General features: G+C 48.0%; 12 protein-coding genes. 9 read left to right on the top strand and 3 right to left on the bottom strand.

Annotated elements, in window-relative coordinates:
* Positions 1–16: 16 nt before the first annotated feature.
* Positions 17–2,287, bottom strand: coding sequence for a glycoside hydrolase family 127 protein (locus EV294_RS12095; protein ID WP_132307066.1), 2,271 nt, complete (start codon positions 2,285–2,287; stop codon positions 17–19).
* Between the two features lie 171 nt (positions 2,288–2,458).
* On the opposite strand from EV294_RS12095, the gene EV294_RS12090 reads away from it, so the two are divergent.
* The 5 genes from EV294_RS12090 (at position 2,459) to EV294_RS12070 (ending at position 8,885) form a co-directional block, all read left to right on the top strand.
* Positions 2,459–3,304, top strand: a complete 846-nt coding sequence (locus EV294_RS12090) for an AraC family transcriptional regulator (RefSeq protein ID WP_132307064.1) — start codon at positions 2,459–2,461, stop codon at positions 3,302–3,304.
* Between the two features lie 551 nt (positions 3,305–3,855).
* Positions 3,856–4,587 (top strand): ABC transporter permease subunit, encoded by a 732-nt coding sequence (locus tag EV294_RS12085; protein ID WP_243711632.1) that lies wholly within the window; start codon positions 3,856–3,858, stop codon positions 4,585–4,587.
* Positions 4,584–5,495, top strand: a complete 912-nt coding sequence (locus EV294_RS12080; protein ID WP_132307062.1) for a carbohydrate ABC transporter permease — start codon at positions 4,584–4,586, stop codon at positions 5,493–5,495. Before EV294_RS12085 ends, EV294_RS12080 begins: the two co-directional genes overlap by 4 nt.
* Positions 5,496–5,537: 42 nt before the next feature.
* Positions 5,538–7,319 (top strand): type 2 periplasmic-binding domain-containing protein, encoded by a 1,782-nt coding sequence (locus tag EV294_RS12075; RefSeq protein ID WP_132307060.1) that lies wholly within the window; start codon positions 5,538–5,540, stop codon positions 7,317–7,319.
* Positions 7,320–7,346: 27 nt separating this feature from the next.
* Positions 7,347–8,885 carry a carboxylesterase/lipase family protein gene (locus EV294_RS12070; RefSeq protein ID WP_132307058.1) on the top strand — a complete coding sequence of 513 codons (1,539 nt, stop codon included), beginning with the start codon at positions 7,347–7,349 and terminating at the stop codon, positions 8,883–8,885.
* On the opposite strand, the gene EV294_RS12065 is transcribed toward EV294_RS12070, so the two are convergent.
* Both EV294_RS12065 and EV294_RS12060 read right to left on the bottom strand, forming a co-directional pair.
* The gene (locus EV294_RS12065; protein ID WP_132307056.1) at positions 8,854–9,675 is read right to left on the bottom strand and encodes a helix-turn-helix transcriptional regulator; all 822 of its coding nucleotides are present in this window, start codon (positions 9,673–9,675) and stop codon (positions 8,854–8,856) included. The two genes, EV294_RS12070 and EV294_RS12065, sit on opposite strands and share 32 nt — an antisense overlap.
* Before the next feature lie 194 nt (positions 9,676–9,869).
* A complete protein-coding gene (locus EV294_RS12060; RefSeq protein WP_132307054.1) occupies positions 9,870–11,576 on the bottom strand; it encodes an RICIN domain-containing protein in 1,707 nt (568 codons plus the stop codon).
* Between the two features lie 291 nt (positions 11,577–11,867).
* On the opposite strand from EV294_RS12060, the gene EV294_RS12055 reads away from it, so the two are divergent.
* From EV294_RS12055 to EV294_RS12040, 4 genes are all read left to right on the top strand, one after another.
* Positions 11,868–13,505, top strand: a complete 1,638-nt coding sequence (locus EV294_RS12055) for an extracellular solute-binding protein (RefSeq protein WP_243711631.1) — start codon at positions 11,868–11,870, stop codon at positions 13,503–13,505.
* Between the two features lie 4 nt (positions 13,506–13,509).
* Complete coding sequence (locus tag EV294_RS12050) at positions 13,510–15,258, top strand: sensor histidine kinase (protein WP_132307050.1); 1,749 nt, start codon at positions 13,510–13,512, stop codon at positions 15,256–15,258.
* Entirely contained in the window at positions 15,251–16,894 is a 1,644-nt protein-coding gene (locus tag EV294_RS12045) for a response regulator transcription factor (protein ID WP_132307048.1), read from the top strand. Before EV294_RS12050 ends, EV294_RS12045 begins: the two co-directional genes overlap by 8 nt.
* Before the next feature lie 112 nt (positions 16,895–17,006).
* The gene (locus tag EV294_RS12040; protein WP_243711630.1) at positions 17,007–18,437 is read left to right on the top strand and encodes a glycoside hydrolase family 43 protein; all 1,431 of its coding nucleotides are present in this window, start codon (positions 17,007–17,009) and stop codon (positions 18,435–18,437) included.
* Positions 18,438–18,454: the final 17 nt, after the last annotated feature.

Raw genomic sequence — 18,454 nt, 5'->3', positions numbered from 1 at the left:
TGCTTTGTGATTATTTTTAATCAGCCGTATGCTTAATTGTTCTTAGGACGCCATAGATGCCGTTTATCTTCCCATTCGGAATAAACTTAACGGTTACGTATGTTTTGCCTGCTGTTAAGGCATGGGGGAGTTCAAACTGTTTTTCATAGAAGCTCCTCTTCCATGCGTCCGGAAAATCCTCGGTTGCAAGCAGCTGCTCGTCGATATAAATATCAAAGCTTCTGTTCGTATGCATACGGTTAAAGGTTACCGCCAAGGAAGCTCCCGGCTGGATCTTCATCCGGTAGCTGAACCATCCTCCGGCTTCCGCCATCCTTCCGTTTAATCCTTCCCAAGTACCGCCATGCGTGCGCTCGCCCTCGATCTGATGCTCCAATTCATATTGATCATTGCCAACTTGAACAGAATCAATCGTAGCTTCTCTTAATCTGCGTTCACGGTCCACGGCATCCGTATGCTGCCGCAGTTCCTCGGATCCATCATCCAGTAGGCTCCAATAAATGCCGTATCTTTCCCGGTGCTGCAGATAGTGGGGAGTAAAGATTAACCGTTCATCCATATCGGTGTTTCTCAGCGAAAAGGCCAGTTCATTCCCAAGACGTACGACATGCTTGTCGAAGTTGCCGAGCCATTCCTTCACGCTCATCCCTTCAGGTACGATATAATCCTTAACGGCGATTCTTCTTGTCGCGATGTTAACGATAACCCCCGTTCTAGATTCCACCATATCTTCTTGGCCAAGCGCAGCGCTTAGAACGATAGGACCGTATTGCAGGCCAATGACATGAGGGGCATCGGGAAGAGAAGAGAAAGCAACCTTCATTGGAATGCGGGCTTCAATGGTATCTCCGTCCTTCCAGATCCGGTCAAGAACAACATATTGCTGCTGAACGGAAGCAATAAAAGCTTCCCCATTAAGTGCGATTTCGACTTCTCCGGCAGCCCAATAAGGGACGCGAATATGAATGGCAAGCCGTTTCGGGCTGCTTGTGCTTACCGTGAAATGGACAAGGTCGCTATACGGCAGCGAAGTTGTCTGCGTGACAACGGTTTGCTGCTCTGACCAATCCAGTCGGCTGCTGTAAAATTGATTGACATAAAGGTTATGGTCCAAGTGGAAGTAAATGCTGTCATTCAGCTTGGTAAAGCTCTCCATTCCGGTACCCGTACAACACCAAAAGTGTTCAAAGGGCGAGCTGTAAATTTTGAAGTATCCGGTAGCCATCGGCTGGAAATACATCGTCATGCCGGTCTCCGGATTTTGCGAAGACAGGATGGCGTTAATATACGTTCTCTCGTAAAATTCGGCGTATTTGCTGTCCTGCGTCAGCATGAACAGCTCTTTGGTCAGCTTCAGCATATTATAACTGTTACAGGTTTCGCAGGTTACGTCGGAGCGTTTGCTGTCCAGGATATCCGGTTCTCCGAAATGCTCGCATTCGCTGTTGCCGCCAGTCAGATAGCTGTGATGATAGACGACCGTATCCCAGAAGTTGACGGCCGCTTCCAGATAGCCGCGCTCGCTTTCCCCAAGCGTGAGATAACGGTTCAAGGCACCGATAAACTTAGGAATCATCGTATTGGCATGCTTGCCCTTCAGCACATCCCGTCCTTCCCGAAGAGCATCGAACAGGCGGATCTCGTCGAACTTGTGAGCGGCATCCAGATGGCGATTGTTGCCGGTGAGCTTGTACAAATCATACATGCAGTCGTTCATGCCGCCGTATTCTACCGCCAGTACGGTGGCCTGAAGCTCCTCCGACCACGAACAAGCTCGGTCTGCGACCCAATCGCCCAGGCGGCTGACAACCTCGTAAGCCTGTTGCAGCTTGGTCGCCTGATGGATGGCAATAAGTCCGGCAATGATTTTATGCATGGTGTACCAAGGAACCCATGCCGGCTTCCTATTCTCCACATTGTCAAACAACGTCTCGGGAAAAGCGGATAGATAACCGTTGTCCAGCTGGGCTTCCGCCAGCTCTGCAACCATGTATTTCAGCCTCTCGAGCAGCCCGGAATCCTGCGTTTGCGCATAGGCCTGGGATACGGCCGTTAAATAATGACCTAACGTATGGCCGCGGATTTCAGTATTCTCCCAGCCGGGATACTTATCCGCTTTTGGCTGCAGGCCGCTAGTCTCCTTGAATCCGGCAAGCAGCCGATCCACGTCATAGCTGCGCAAATAATCCAATTCTTTCTGAAAGGCGTTCGTTTGGTAATCACCGTACAGCTTCACGCGATCCAGTCCGAAATGGTTCAACGACGTATTGCCTGTTAAGGCCTTCATGATCATCACCCTCTCGTCAATATGCTAAAAGCTTATTACTAGCTGGCGGCCCCGGTAAATGGCGTAAGGTTTGATTATGTGTCAAAAAGGAAGTTCTTTTAAAAGTTCTTCCCGGATTCGCTTATTCTGATCTACAATATAGTGTAAAAAAGGCGGAAAGGGTGGCGGCTTATGACTTATTACAGCTTCCGTGTCGATACGCCGGTCTCCCTTGTGATGACCGGCAAATTTATCGCTCCGTCTCCGGAGTGGAAGCATATGCAACGGGTGCTGCTCGAATTCGAGCTGTTTGTCCAAACCCGCGGCACATTGTATATGGCAAGGGGCAAGGAACGGTATGCCTTGCATGAAGGAGATTTTCTGCTAATGCCGCCGGGAGCCGTGCAATTCGGCTACAGGGAATCCGACTGCAGCTTTTATTGGCTTCACTTCTCCGTTCAAGACGGGTACAGGTCGGTGGAGGGCAATTCGGAGTATGAACCCGGCGTATTAACGATCCCCGACAAGGGGACGCTTCGCAGTCCGGACAAGCTGATTGTCATGATGAAGCAGCTGCAGGACTCCGTCCGAAGCTACAGGGAGCAGACGCTTAACAATTATTTGACGACCGGCATTTTATGCGAATTGTACAACCAGCTGTTTTTCGTCCAGAATCAATCGGGAAAGAAGCTTAAGCAGCGGCAGCTATACAACGACATCGTTGACTATATTAAATGGAACAGGCAGGAGAATATGAAGGTGAGCCAGCTGGCCGAGCATTTCGGTTATAATGCCAAGCATTTGTCCTTCTTGTTCTCGGAGATTGCGGGGATTCCCTTGAAGCAATTCATGCTGCAGGAGAAGATGGATGCGGCTAAATCTTTGCTGACGGATACGAATCAGAGCATCAAGGAAATAGCGGAGCAGCTGGGCTATTCCGACAGCCATCAATTTATGCACAGCTTTAAGCGAATGACAGGACTTACGCCAACGGATTATCGCAACGCTTACGCGAACCGGCTGCTGTTTTATAGGTGAATAGCTTGTATGGACAACAAACAGGACAACTCTTTTCCACGGCGGTCGGAAGAGGGATGTCTTGTTTCTATAAGCCACATCGATAATGATTGTATCGCCTTATACTGCCGGGATTAACGCATCAGCCGGGGATTTTTTTTTGCTTAAGCATCTAAGAATAGATCAATAATCAATGAGGATAGGTCATTGTTTTGAATAAATAGATATTCTATACTAGCTTCAATAAGAGGCATGAAAGCGCTGCCAATAACAGTTAATAGTGAAAATTACAAGATTTTTTACAGGGGGGAGCGGTGCTTATATCCGTTTTAAGCTTTAAATTCTGAATATTAAGAATTATAAATTTATTTAGGTGGTGTAAGAAGGTGCGAATACATTACAGCAAGAGTAGAACTTCATTCCTTAAATTTCTATACATACTGCCTTTTATGATCTTGCTCGGTATCTTTGCCTACTACCCGCTGTATGGCTGGGTATATGCATTCTTTGATTATATGCCTCCGATCCCTTTATCCCAGTCGCCTTTTGTCGGCCTGAAATGGTTTCGTTCTTTGGTCGAAAACCAAGTGAAGATCGATCAACTTCTTCAGATTATTAAAAACACGTTTGGCATGAGCGGCTTGAATTTGCTTTTCTCCTGGCTTCCCATGATCTTTGCCATATTCATGACCGAGATGAAGGCGGTACGATTCCGGAAGTTTATACAGACGGTGACGACCCTTCCGAACTTTATCAGCTGGGTATTGGTTTATTCCTTGGCGTTTTCCATGTTCTCTAGTGAAGGGATCATTAACGGCCTCCTGAAGATGCTGGGAATTATCGATTCACCGATACTCTTCCTGCAGAACTCCGACCACGTTTGGATTACGATGTGGATGTGGTCGACTTGGAAAGCGTTGGGCTGGTCCGCCATCTTGTATATTGCGGCCATTATGGGAATCGATGATTCCCTTTATGAAGCGGCCCATGTAGACGGCGCGACGCGCATGCAGATTATTTGGTATGTGGTATTGCCAAGCATGCTGCCGACTTATTTTGTATTATTGATGCTGCAAATCGCAAGCTTCCTGAACAATGGTCTGGAACAGTATTTCGTATTTCAGAATGCTTTTAACAAAGACACGATACAGGTGTTGGACTTATATGTATACAACCTCGCAATGGGGGGCGGCAGTTATTCCGTTTCCGTCGCGATCAGTATGCTGAAGAGCTTGATTAGCGTGGTGCTGCTCTTTTCCGTGAACCGATTGTCCAAATTGCTGAGAGGAGAGAGCATCGTATGAGTAAAGTCAAAGTACAGACCAGCGCAACCGACAAGATGATTTCCGTCTTGATCTATACGGTGTTCTCCCTGTTTGCTCTTATATGCGTCTATCCCTTTTACTCGATCATTATCAACACGATTAGCGCGAACGATATTAGCGCCAAAGGCGATGTCGTGTTTCTTCCCAAGCATATTCATTTCCAGAACTATTTGGATGTGTTTAAAATACCGGGACTATGGGATGCAACCGTAATATCTCTTGGCCGAACTTTAATAGGCACAACGTTGACGGTTGGCGCATCCGCCTTTCTGGGATTCATGTTTACCCAAGGGGATATGTGGGGCAGAAAGTTTTGGTACCGGTTTACGGTTGTTACGATGTTTTTTAACGCCGGAGTTATTCCGTGGTATTTGACCATGAAATCCTTGCATCTGACCAACAACTTTCTGGCATATATTCTGCCTACCATCGTAGCCCCGTTTTTCATCATTCTCGTAAAGACCTTTGTAGAATCGACCCCAAAGGAATTGCAGCAGGCGGCAAGTATCGACGGAGCCGGGATTATGACTCTCTTTTTCAGAATCATGCTTCCTATTTGCAAGCCTATACTAGCAACCGTTGCTATTTTCTCGGCCGTAGATCAGTGGAACTCCTTTCAGGATACGCTGCTTCTGGTTACGGACAGCAAGCTCTATAGCCTGCAGTTCATTCTCTATAACTACATTAATCAGGCAAGCTCCTTATCTACCATGGTCAACCTGCAAAATGCCGGTTCGACAGCCATGGCAAGCTTGGCGACAAAGCAAACCACGACTTCCATTCGCATGACCGTCACCATTATTGTCGTAGCGCCTATCTTACTCGTTTATCCGATATTCCAAAGGTTCTTCGTAAAAGGAGTTATGATCGGCGCAGTAAAAGGTTAACTTGCGCCATTATAATACATGAATTGATTCGGGGGGTTGTAAATGAGGAACAGCAATGCAGTATTTAAAAAATGGTCGTTGGTATCGGCAGCAGGGATCGTCTTATTGTCTACCGCATTAACGGGGTGTCAAAGCTCCAATTCATCGCCAAGCACATCCTCAGAGCCTAGTAATGGGGCAGGCACATCGGAGTCCGGCAAAGGCATCGACCACAGCAAGCCGCTGACCATTACCGTCTACGATAATGCGGCCAATTACCAAGGAGAGCAAACAGGGTGGTATGGGAAGCTTATCAAGGATAAGTTTAATATCACGCTTAACATTCTCGCTCCTCAGGTTGCCGGTGATCAGCTGTACAAGACCAGAACGGCAGCGGGGAATTTGGGCGATCTTCTGATCGTCGACAACAGTCAGCTGGAGGAATTAATTCCGGCGGGGCTGGTCATGGATCTCACGGACAAGGTTAAGAACACGCAATACCTGTCCAAATACGTGGATAATCATTTTAAACCTTTTAATGCGGCCTTCGATAAAGTGAACCCGGACGGGAAAATTTACGCGATGCCGACATTTGAAGCGGATACCTCCCCAACTACTTTCTCGGAGGAAATTCCTTATTCCAGTCCGATAATGCCTTGGGATTATTACAAGGGAGTGGGAGCTCCCAAGCTCAATAATTTGACCGATCTTCTGAATGTATTGAAGGAAATGCAAAAGAAATATCCAACTACGCCCGACGGGAAAAAGATCGTTCCGATTACCTTGTGGAAGGACTGGGATGGCGGAAGCATGGAGAATGTCCGTTGGCTCAGCAACTGGTACGGCTACGAGCAACCGGACGGAACGTCGACTATTCAGCTGAATGCCAAAGGCGATATCGTTCCGCTTATAGACGATAACAGTATGTACAAGAAGATTTTGCAATTCTATTTTACAGCCAATCAGATGGGGCTTGTTGATCCAGACTCCGCCTCGCAGGATTGGAACAAGGTTTCGGAAAAGCTGACGAACAAGCAGGTTCTTCTCTTGTGGTACTCCTGGCAACGGGGCTTCTACAACTCGATTGAAAGAGGCAAAAACGGCGACGGCAATGTGGCCGTACCGATTGCCGACACACACATCCTACAGAACAGCGATGCTTATTACGGCAACGGAAGAGTATTCGCCCTCGGTTCAAAAGCCAAGGAGCCTGAAAGAATTATGGAATTCCTGGATTGGATGGTCTCGCCTGAAGGACTTCGTTATTATACGAATGGATTTGAAGGCTTCAACTATGAGAAGACATCTGACGGCAAGTTTAAGCTGACCGAGATTGGACAAACCGCTTTCCAGAAAAACACACCCGTTCCGGATGAGTACGGTGGCGGCGGATACCAGGATGGGCAAAGCAAGATTAACAGCATGATTATGAGCGATTTTGTCACGGATCCGGAAACGGGGGAATTTTATAACAGCACTTATTGGAGCAGCACTTTAGAAGCTAACAAGACGGCACTCACGACGGACTGGCAGAACACCTATAATGCAACAAACGCAACCGAATATTACATGAAGAACAATATGATCGACATCGTTCCGAATATTAACACAAGCCTGGGCAGCGATTCATCCGACATTAAAAACAAACGCAGCCAGATTTCGGATTACGTAAAGAATACGTCCTGGAAGATGGTATTCGCCAAGAATCAGGAAGAATTCGATCAATTGTGGACAAAAATGAAGAGCGATGTAGTAGGACTCGGTTGGAATGACGTAAATGCCGTGGATGCGGAAAGAGCGCAAAAAATCGTTAAAATGCGTGCCGATGCAGCGGCAAGCAAATAAAGGAACTTTAGGAAGGGGAAATGAAGCATGCTTAGAGTTGTGAGGGTCGAAACGGGAATCATACAAGGACTGCCGGCAGCAGATCCCCGAATCACAAGCTTTAAAGGGATTCCCTTTGCCGCACCGCCTATAGGAGAAAACCGCTGGCGCGCTCCTCAGCCGGCCAACGATTGGGATGGCGTGCTGAAAGCCTACGAATATTCGCCGATTCCGCTGCAGGTCAGACAGGAACTCGACGATAACAATATTTATACGAGGGAATGGGCCGTGGAGCCGGATATTGCGATGAGCGAGGATTGTCTTTACCTGAACGTATGGACCCCTGCTAAAAGCACGGATGAAAAGCTCCCCGTATTCGTATGGTACTTCGGCGGCGGCCTTCAGGTTGGCCATCCGTCCGAAATGGAATTTGACGGCGAGCGCATCGCTAGAAGAGGCGTCGTAGTCGTTACCGTCAATTATCGTCTAAATGCGTTCGGGTTTTTATGCCATCCTGAAATTACCGCGGAAGCGCCGGATGCTCCCGCAAACTTCGGCCACCTCGACCAGCAGGCCGCTACAAGATGGGTTAAACGCAATATCGCGGCTTTCGGCGGCGATCCGGACAACATGACGATTGGCGGACAGTCTGCCGGCGGCGGCAGCGTCATGAACCAGCTCACTTCACCGCAGAACAACGAGCTTTTTCAAAGAGCGATAGTTCAGAGCGGATTGTTTGCCCCTTTATACCCGAACGCCGGAATGCCAAGGTTTCTGCGCACGCTGGAGGAAGCCGAACAGGAAGGCATCCGGTTCTTCAACTATCTTGGGGTAACCTCGCTTGATGAAGCTCGAACTCTGGATGCGGTCTATCTACGGGACAAGATAGTGGAATATAAAGCTTTCTGGGGGACCGTCGTAGATCATAAATTCAACGTGGGGAACTCACTCGAGTTATTCCTTCAAAACAAACGTTTGCAAGTACCGGTCATGTTCGGCCATACATCGTCGGAGTTTTTCAGCATTCCGCAATCGGATTCGCTGAAGGGATTTCAACAGCTGGCCGAAGACATGTTCGGTGACGACGCCGAGACGTTCCTGAAGCTATGCGATTATGAATCGGGGAACCTTGAAGAAATCGTCAAGAAGGCATCGGTAAACGGCATTGAATATGCGATTCGGATTGCAGGCCAGGCGAATGCCGATACGGGCGGCAAGACGCCGCTGTATTATTACAATTTCGATGCCGAGATTCCCGGATGGGATAATCCCGGAACGTTCCATTCGGTCGATCTGTGGTTCTTCTTCGAAACCCTGGCCAAATGCTGGAGGCCGTTCGTTGGCAAACATTACGATCTCGCCCGGCAAATGTGCAATTACTGGGCGAACTTCATCCGTACCGGCGATCCAAACGGGTTAGATTCAACGGGCGAGGAAATGCCGTACTGGAAGCCCTTTACGCCGGATGCCCCGTTTGGGATGAAGTTCGCGGATGCAGCAGAGTTCGACGAGCAGCAGCCTAATGACACGATGAAGTTTCTCGTAACGGAATATTTCAAAGCCAATCGGATGATTCGGGCAAATTAACCGGATGGCCCTGAACCTGTTCGGAGGGGCTGGCATGCACCTGGAATTTTCGAGGTGAGTATCCTGTCACTTGCTTGAATTGCCGGCAGAAGTGTTCCACGTTCTGATAACCGCAGCGGCGCGCAACTTCGTTAATGGTTTGGGAGCCTTGAAACAAATATTCCTTGGCAAGACGAATACGGCAGCTAATGACATCTTCCATGCAGGATATTCCGAAGGTTTTTTTATAAAGGGTTTGCAGATAACCCGGGCTGATCCGGAGGCGTTCCGCCATCTTCGGAACCGTCCAATGATCCCCCGGGTTATTTTGAATAGCGGCGCGCAGTCTTAATATATCGTAGTATTGCGTTGTAAAGCCTTCATGGCAATAAGACTCCAGAAGCTTATTGAACAAGGTTCGAAGTAAACAATCTATGGAGGATTTCTTGCAATCCCTATCGAAGTTGTGCTCGATGACGAGCAGTTCGAACAGCTTGTGGCAGTAATCCGGATCATCCAAGGAGAATGGAATGCCAAACGGCAGCGATGTGTTTGAAACGTACGGTTCGTCCGATTCAAAGCGTATCCAGTCATTTACATATTTATCGGTGCAAGCCTTATAATAGATTTTCTGGTGCGCCCGATAGAGGACTGCGCTATGAGAGGGGTATTGTCGAAGCTCCCCGTTTACCCAAAATTGTGCAGGAGTCTTGGTAATGACGAGCAGCCAGCAGTGATGACCTTGAGGAATATCGAAAATAAAATGGCGGTCATGCTCAGCATCGCTTCCCACATAGTGGATATGGTTCATCCGTTAGCCTCTCCTTTCAAAACGGCATATTCCTATTGTAAGAAAGATCCATAATGGAATAGGATAACCGTAAACTTCCAAGAATGAAATATACATTCTTTAGGAGTTGCTATTCTAATGTAAGTTTTTAATCGGCCTCGGCTGTCACAAATGAAAGAACCGAGCCAGGGCTTCCTGACTCGGTTCTTTTTTTCTTAATTAATCTTCACAAGCTGCCACTGCTGATTCAGGTTGCCCCGGTATAGATTTTGTTGAATGACGGCAGAGTTGGCGGTGGAGGAATTGGCAACTTCCACTGCTTTATTGCTATTTACGTTAATGATGCTCCAGTACCCGCTGCTTAATTTGATCAGCCGGAACTGCTGCGCCGTGTTGTTTAAATCGGACATGAGCTGAATGGCTTCTCCGTTGTTTTTTGTGCCGTTGCGTACATCCATGACTTTGCCGTCGGAGGAGCTGACGCTCTTCAGCTTGTAGTAATTGTTATAGACGCCTTGATCCGTAATAACCCATTGCTGTGCCGTAGCGCCATTATCCGTATATTGTTGAAGCTGCAGCGCATTTGTGTTTTGGCCGCCCGGCACCTCAAGCGCTTTGCCGGAAGCCCGGTTAATGATTTTGTAAGTCGAGCCGGACTGCAGCCCGTTCCAAATCCCGTTCCATGGATGCCATTGCGCCCGCTCGTAATACCATTCGAATAGGAAGCGGGCCATGCCGTCCCGTGCGGTGTTGCCGTCGTATTTCAGCCCTGCGGTTGGATCCGCGAACGAGCTTCTTGCTCCAGGCTCCAGCAGGAAGCCATTCATGTGAACGGCGATGCTGACATTGCCGGCAGCGGTGAAAATCGCTTTCGTATTTTTGCCGAAGCCTTCGTTGGAACCGTTAAACAGCTCCCAATAAGAAGAGTCTCCCGGCTGCGTTTTAAACCAGGTGGTCTCGGTAATATTGATCGGATAGCTATTCGCGCACGGCTTGATGGTATCGTCCCATATCTGCTGCAAAGCGGCATAGTCGTCATGAGCGCCGTAACCCGGATACCAGTGAACCGCATAACCGTAATTGTTAAGCGGATCCGTCAGCGGATAGGCGGCGCAAAGCTGATAATACTGATCCCAGCCCAGTCCCGCAGCCCAAATGACGTTATCTGCTCCGTTGCCGCGAATGGTGGAAATGATAGAGTTCTGGAAATTCTTAAGGGAATTCCAGTACGCAACAAAGTCGCTTTGAGCGGGATTGCCTCCCCAAGTACCGTTGGCATACGCCTGAACGGGCTCGTTAATGAGCTCGAACATGACGTTATCCGCGCTCTTGATCGCCGGCTGGGAGGATAAATAGCCCCAGATTTGGTTGAACTTGTCCAGATTGGCTTGCGTTGTCGCCTGGTTGTTCAGAATTGTGAAATCAAGTCCAAGCGTAACGTAAACTCCTTTGGTTTTGGCATAGTTGATGTACGGCATGATGACGTCTTGGGTAACGGCTTGCAGCCCTGCGAAATTATAGGTTCCGGAGGCAACGTCACCCATATCCTCGCGGTCGATAAACAGGCGGACCTGATTCATATACCATCCGTGATTATTCCCGTATTTACTGGAGGTATCGGTAAACGTATCGGTAATATCCTTTAAATAAGCCAGCACCGCGGCATGCCTGTTTCCGCCGTATTGATTCAGATAGTAGCTGCTGTCCTGGTAGGTCCAGTAAGATCCGGAGGGCTGATGCCAACCGCTCAGGACTACCGGCTGCCCGCTGCCGTTCACCAACTGATTGCCGCTGACATGAAGCTTTGACGCGGTCATTCCGGACCATGCACTGGCGGGGGAATTGTTCAGTAATAATGGCGTCAGCATGAGGGCTATCACGGTGAATAATTTTAAAAGCCAATTAGATTTGCCTTTACTCACTAATAAACCAACTCCTTTGTTCTATTTTTTTGTTGGAAAGCGCTTCCATAAACGAGTGTACTACTGGGGTAAAGGTATTGAACACCTGTCTTATTATGGGGGTTAACCTGATGGATGATATGATTAAAGAAGAAGTAAACAACGGGTAACGACATAAAAAGATGCTTATTGTATTATCAGGTTCCAACCAAGATAATGAATATCATACGACTCGTCGCAGCTGCGCCCGAGTGAAAAGGGGTAATCCTGTTGCGGATGCCAAAACCGAAATTAAACAAGGTAAAGCTATTAATGACAGCATTGATTCTTTTATCGGCTTTATCTGCATGCAAGAAAGACAGCCGGTTGACGCCGCCGGAAGTAAGTCGTGCGCCGGCTTCGGTCACGTATACGGATCCTTCGTTAAGCCGTTTTGATCCCCCGATTGAGCTTTCCTTTGTCCGCGAAGTGGGTGAAGGATTAGAAGATTTAATTGCCAGCTTGCCGGGAGAAACGCTTGAGGATAACCGTTGGACAAGGCTTTACGAGGAAGTTTTGGGGATTAAAATTAAGTATGACTGGACGGCTAAAGGAGATTTGTACCGCCAGAAGTTTGGCGCATCCATTGCTTCCGGCAACATTCCGGACGTGATTCAGGTAAATGCCCAGCAGCTCAGAGAGCTCAGCAATGCGGGCTTAATCGAAGAGCTGACGGAGGTGTATGACAACTTCGCTTCTCCATTAACGAAAAAAGTGCTTAGCGAAGAAGGCAACGGTCCCTTTGACACCGCTATGATTAACGGCAAGCTGATGGGCATCCCGCAGACCGGCTCGTCGATTGAAGATGCCGATTTATTATGGATCCGAACGGATTGGCTCAAGGAGCTGGGATTGGCACCGCCAAAAAGCATGAACGATTTACTGGCAATTTCGAAAGCGTTTACAGAAGAGGACCCCGATCGAAACGGCAAAAAGGATACCTACGGCCTTGCGGCGACCAAATATTTAGGAGATCCGGTGATGGGGCTGGTAGATCTTATGGCCGGTTACGATGCTTTTCCGAATATATGGATTAAGGATAAGCAAGGAAAGCTGGTGTACGGAGGTATCCAACCGGAAGTCAAAACGGCATTGAAGGTGATTCAGGGGATATATAGTCAAGGACAGCTTGATCCCGAATTTGCCTTGAAGGACGGGGACAAGGCCGGCAAACTGATTGCTGGGGGAAAAATTGGCATGATCTATGGGGAACAATGGGCCTCGTTTTTGGTTCAATCAAGCCACGATAATGATTCCCATGCCGATTGGCAGGCGTTTCCCATTGTTTCTGCTACGGGGCAAGCACCTAAGGTACCGCTTAAATTCAACACGAACACGTTCTTCGCCGTTAGAAAGGGCTATGAGCATCCTGAGGCTATCGTCAAGCTGTTTAATCTGCATCTGGAGAAGAACTGGGGACAAACCGCGGAATACGAGAAATTTTACAACAACACTTACGCGGTATGGCAGTTATCGCCGGTTACCCCTTCTCCGACAAGAAAAAACCTGGAGGCTTTCCGGCAGATTGAGGAGTCCCGAAAGTCGGGTAATTACGCGAAGCTGAAGGACGAAGCGGTATACATCAAGAAGAGAATGGATGATTATTTGTCCGGCAAAGCCGGCGAATCCGGATGGGGCTGGTTTAAGACCTATGGTCCGACGGGCGCTTTTTCGATCATTGACGAATACGAGAAAAACAATCAGCTGCTGTACGAGAGCTTTGTTGGCGCTCCTACGGATACGATGATTGACAAGCAGCAAATTCTTTACGATCTGCAAAATGAAACCTACATGAATATTATTTTGGGCAGACCAATCGATGACTTCGACCAATTCGTAAAGGACTGGTACAAGCTGGGCGGCGACAAAATAACAGCTGAGGTTAATCAGTGGTATGAACAACGGAGGTAATCACTTGTTAAGACTGCCCGCTAATTCATGGCGCAATGCTTTATTCGTCCGGCTTATTATTACGAATCTGGTTGTTATTCTGCCTATTATTCTGCTAGGCGTTTATTTGTACAACTGGAGTTATACAAATGCAAGCAATGAAATATCGAAAAATACGACTGCCCAGCTCTCCTACTATCTGGAAGATTTGAATCATGAAATTGAGTGGCTGGAGATTCAGCAATACGATATTTTGCAGGATAACGATTTGAATAAACTGGCGGTAACTTGGAGCTTGATGGACAACGCGGATAAGAAGGCTGGTATCGATTACTTGCTTCACCGGTTTACTTCTATTAAAAATAGCAGTGTTTATATTAAGGATATATCCGTGCATATACGTACCATTCAGAAGAGTATTTCTTCAAGCAACGGAGTGGATGAATTCGATCGGCTTAGCTTTGATTTTCTCCACGATGAAGTGGATAAGAAGGAAGGACGCTTGATTCGGTACAATGACGCTCTGAACTTAAGCGCGGCTAAATACGGAGGCAAGGAAGGAGAGCCTATTTATATCGTCCAGATTGAACTGGATATGGACAAACTGAGAGAGTCCCTGCAGCAAATCAGCGTCTATCCCGAAAGCGGTTCTTTTCTTATTTCAAACCGTACGGGTTATACGCTCGCCAGCAACGCAAGCACATCCGGCGCTTTGAAGAGCTATGTGTTCGCGGCTATCCGAACAAAGGAAAATACCTTGGTTACGCGTATTGACAACAAAAACTATCATTTGGACAAAGCGTATTCCGAGCCGCTTGGATTAACCGTCGTAACTTATCTGCCGGAATCGGTGGTAAAGAAGCCTTTGAACGGCTTCAACAACTGGGCATGGGTGTTTGCGCTGACCTCTTGCTGCGCTATTGTCATTTATGCTTTTTCTACATACAAGTTTGTTCATAAGCCTTTGCTGCTGCTTGTACAGAGCTTCAGAAAGATGGAAGGAGGTGCACTCGACATTCACATTGACCATGAGAAGAAGGATGAATTCGGCTATTTGTATAACCGGTTCAACCAGATGATTAGTAAGCTGCAGACGCTGATCGATCAGGATTTCAAACAAACGATGATGATGCAAAAGGCAGAGCTTAAGCAGCTTCAATCCCAGATCAAACCGCATTTTCTGTACAACAGCTTTTTTATTCTGAACTCATTGGCAAAAACCGGCGATTTGGAGCGGGTAGAGCTTTTTACGAATATGCTTGGCGAATATTATCGTTTTATTACCCGGAACGGGGAGGATAACGTCCTGCTGGCCGAAGAAACGCGGCATTCCAGAATGTATACCGAAATTCAGAAGCTTCGATTCTCCAGAAGAATCAAGGTTGAGTTTGATGAACTGCCTAAGGATATGGAACGAATACGTGTGCCAAGGCTGATTATTCAGCCCATTATCGAGAATGCCTATGAACATAGCCTGGAGAAAATGACCAATGAGGGTTTCCTCCGTGTTTCCTTCGATATGGATCGAGAGGAAGCCAGAGTTATTGTCGAGAATAACGGCGATTTTCCCCTCGATGACGAGCAGCTGGAAAAGCTGCAAGCGAGATTGGACAGCAAAGGCGAATCCGGCGAAATGACCGGCATGATCAATATTCATCGGCGAATTATGCTGACTTATGGGGAAGGCAGCGGTCTTCATTTGTCCAGAAGCGAGCTCAATGGCATGAGGGTGGAAATCAGAATCAAGCTTGAGGGGGCCGGTGGACTTGTATAGATTATTGATTGTGGATGATGAAGACATTATTACGGACTCGCTGTACGAGGTGTTTCATCGGCTGATGCCGGAGAAGCTTGATGTGTGCAAAGCCTATTCCGCCAAGGAAGCTTTGCAGTGGATGGCAAGGACAAGAATCGATATTGTGCTGACCGATATCAGTATGCCGGGTATGAACGGTTTAGAGCTGTCCGAGGAAATTCAAGCCTTCTGGCCAAGAAGCAAAGTCATTTTCCTGACGGGCTTCAGCGAGTTTGACTATGCTTACAAGGCTATTCAAATGCCAAAGGTTCGTTATTTGCTGAAGACGGAGGGCTATGACAAGGTTACGGCAACCGTACGGGAAGTCATGGAGGAAATCGAGTACGAGAATCAGATGAGCAAAATGCTGGAGCAATCCCAAGAGCAGCTTTACGCGATAGAGCAGGCCGCACAAGGAGACTACATTCGCCATCTGCTTCAAGAAAGCAGCGGGCATGGCTTATGCGAGGAGAGACTAAGGGATGAATTCGGCAAGATGAACATCGGGCTTGATCCTGCCGCTCCCATTCTTCTTGTAAGGGGACATTTAACGTATCCGGAGCATGCTTCCTACATCTTGCGAAGCGGGATTCTTACGAAGGCAAGGATCGTATGCAATTCCTATTTGTCCGAGAAGACGAGGCATATCGGTATTATAGACAAGCAAGGGGACTTATTATATCTGCTTCAGCCTTATGAGCATGAGGAAGAGAAATTCAATAATCATCTTGTTCGTTATCTGGAAGGTACATTGGAATTGATTCAGGAGACCTGCCTGCAATCGCTAGGTCTAACGCTCGCTTTCACGCTCAGCGGAAATTTATGCAAATGGAATGAGATGAATCGGCAATACGAACGGCTCCGTCAGCTGCAGCTGATGAAAATCGGCGGTAGAGGCATCGCCATTATTGTAACGGATCGCGGGGAACCGCTGGAAGATCTTCGAGAGCAGCAAACCAAGGAAGAAGGACAGGTTTCTTCCAAAGCAGAAATGCTTGCCGGGTTTCTTGAAGCTGGCAAAGCGGAGAAATTCATCGAAGCATTTGAAGATTTAAGCATGGTCATGCTGCACGAAAACAGTACGGTCACGCGGAAAATGGAAATCTATTATTCAATCGCTCTTACTCTGTTTACGTATATTAACCGAAATGGGCTTTGCCGGGAGATTAGCGATTATTGCAAGCTGATGCGCCTGGAGGAGCATTCCACCATGCAAGAGGCGGTTCAATACTTAAAGCAGATAACCGAACAGCTGTTTCGGGCCAAAAGCCCGGAGAGCAAAGAAAATGCAGCGGGCGTAATCGAAAAAATCTGCGAGTATATCAATGACCATCTAAGCGAGGATTTGTCGCTTGTCCGCTTGGCGGAACTTAACTATTTCAATCCTTCTTATTTATCCCGCTTTTTCAAACAGGAATGCGGCGTCAATCTATCCGAATACATTGACACCTGCAGGGTAAGAAAAGCGAAGGAGCTGCTGAAGGGGGACGAATTTAAGGTACGGGAGGTCGCGGTTAAAGTCGGATATGAAGCGGCTCATTCCTTTACAAGATTTTTCAAGAAGGCTACCGGCATGACGCCGCAGGAGTATCGGGATGCCCTAGCTCCGGTTTAGGAGGCGTTTTATGACACGGCATCTCTTAAGGTCAGTCCTGCGGTTTGGTTTCCTTGCGGCAGTTCTTGCCTTATTAATAACATCTCATCATTCGAATCGGGAGGAATTATCCATGGAAGAATTACAGGTTAAGCTTGCGAATGCGGTTGGCAAAATCCCTTCTCAAGGCAATCCGCTTGTATCCCATAAGTTTGGAGCGGATCCTTACGCCCTAGTATTTGACGGACGGGTTTATCTTTACATGACGAATGACGTCCTGGAATACGGCGAGGACGGAAGCGTGAAGGATAATACGTACGGCAATATTAACAAGATCGGTGTTATATCCTCAGCGGATCTGGTCAATTGGACCGATCATGGAGTCATTACGGTTGCGGGTCCCGAAGGGGCAGCCAAATGGGCAACTCAATCCTGGGCTCCCGCAATTGCTCATAAAGTAATCAAGGGACAAGATAAATTTTTCCTCTACTTCGCCAATAATGCCAGTGGAATCGGCGTGCTGGAGGGCGACAGTCCAATCGGACCCTGGCGTGATCCTATCGGAAAAGCACTCATTCTAAGGTCGACGCCCGGCGTTGAGAAGGTGACTTGGTTATTCGATCCCGCTGTATTGGTTGACGATGACGGCAAGGCTTATATTTATTTCGGAGGCGGAGTGCCGGAAGGAAAGGACGAATGGCCGGATACGGCCCGGGTGATGGAGCTCGGCGAGGATATGGTCAGCGTTGTAGGCGAAGCGCAGGTTATTCCCGCGCCGTTTATGTTCGAGGATGCCGGGATTAATAAGCATAAAGGCATTTATTATTTCACTTATTGTTCCAACTTTTATAACGGCCAGCGTCCGGAAGGCAGTCCACCGGCAGGCGAGATTGCTTATATGACCAGCGATCGTCCAATGGGACCGTGGACATACCGCGGGACGATTCTGAAGAATCCCGGGCATTTCTTTGGCGTAGGCGGCAATAACCATCATGCCATGTTCGAATTTAACGATGCATGGTATATGGCTTACCATGCCCAGACTTTATCGAAGGCAATGGGGGTTCCTAAGGGGTATCGTTCCACTCATCTGAATGAAGTGAAGTTCCAGGATGCCGATCAGTCCATTCAAGAGATTACGGCGAATTACGAAGGAGTTCCCCAAATTCAAGCTTTTCAGCCTTATGAGCGCGTAGAAGCGGCAACGATGGGATGGAACGCGGGAATCGCGACGGAGGCTTCCCCTGACGGCGGCATGTCCGTCACCGATATTGACAGCGGAGATTGGATCGCATTATCGAAGGTTGATTTCGGCAGCGAAGGCGCTCGTACATTTGCCGCGGCTGTATCCGGGGCAGGCTCTGCCGCTGTTATTGAGCTGCGGCTGGATTCCGCGGACGGCAAACTGATCGGAGCCTTACAGGTCCAGCCTGCGGGAGAGGAAGAAGCAGAATATCAAACGGATGTAACGGGCGCCGAAGGTACGCATGACCTGTATCTGGTGTTCAAAGGCAAGCCTGACAGCAAGCTGTTCAAGCTGCATAGCTGGCAGTTCAGCCAGTAAGCAGGGTATCGTGAAGG

It is taken from the genome of Paenibacillus sp. BK033, assembly GCF_004345425.1.
GTDB lineage: Bacteria > Bacillota > Bacilli > Paenibacillales > Paenibacillaceae > Pristimantibacillus.
This window is presented reverse-complemented; position numbering and strand designations above follow the sequence as displayed.

Excerpts from the sequence above, each read along its gene's own strand:
- EV294_RS12095 (WP_132307066.1), bottom strand. The coding sequence starts at position 2,287 with ATGAAGGCCTTAACAGGCAATACGTCGTTGAACCATTTCGGACTGGAT.
- EV294_RS12090 (WP_132307064.1), top strand. The coding sequence starts at position 2,459 with ATGACTTATTACAGCTTCCGTGTCGATACGCCGGTCTCCCTTGTGATG.
- EV294_RS12080 (WP_132307062.1), top strand. The coding sequence starts at position 4,584 with ATGAGTAAAGTCAAAGTACAGACCAGCGCAACCGACAAGATGATTTCC.
- EV294_RS12075 (WP_132307060.1), top strand. The coding sequence starts at position 5,538 with ATGAGGAACAGCAATGCAGTATTTAAAAAATGGTCGTTGGTATCGGCA.
- EV294_RS12070 (WP_132307058.1), top strand. The coding sequence starts at position 7,347 with ATGCTTAGAGTTGTGAGGGTCGAAACGGGAATCATACAAGGACTGCCG.
- EV294_RS12065 (WP_132307056.1), bottom strand. The coding sequence starts at position 9,675 with ATGAACCATATCCACTATGTGGGAAGCGATGCTGAGCATGACCGCCAT.
- EV294_RS12055 (WP_243711631.1), top strand. The coding sequence starts at position 11,868 with ATGACAGCATTGATTCTTTTATCGGCTTTATCTGCATGCAAGAAAGAC.
- EV294_RS12040 (WP_243711630.1), top strand. The coding sequence starts at position 17,007 with ATGGAAGAATTACAGGTTAAGCTTGCGAATGCGGTTGGCAAAATCCCT.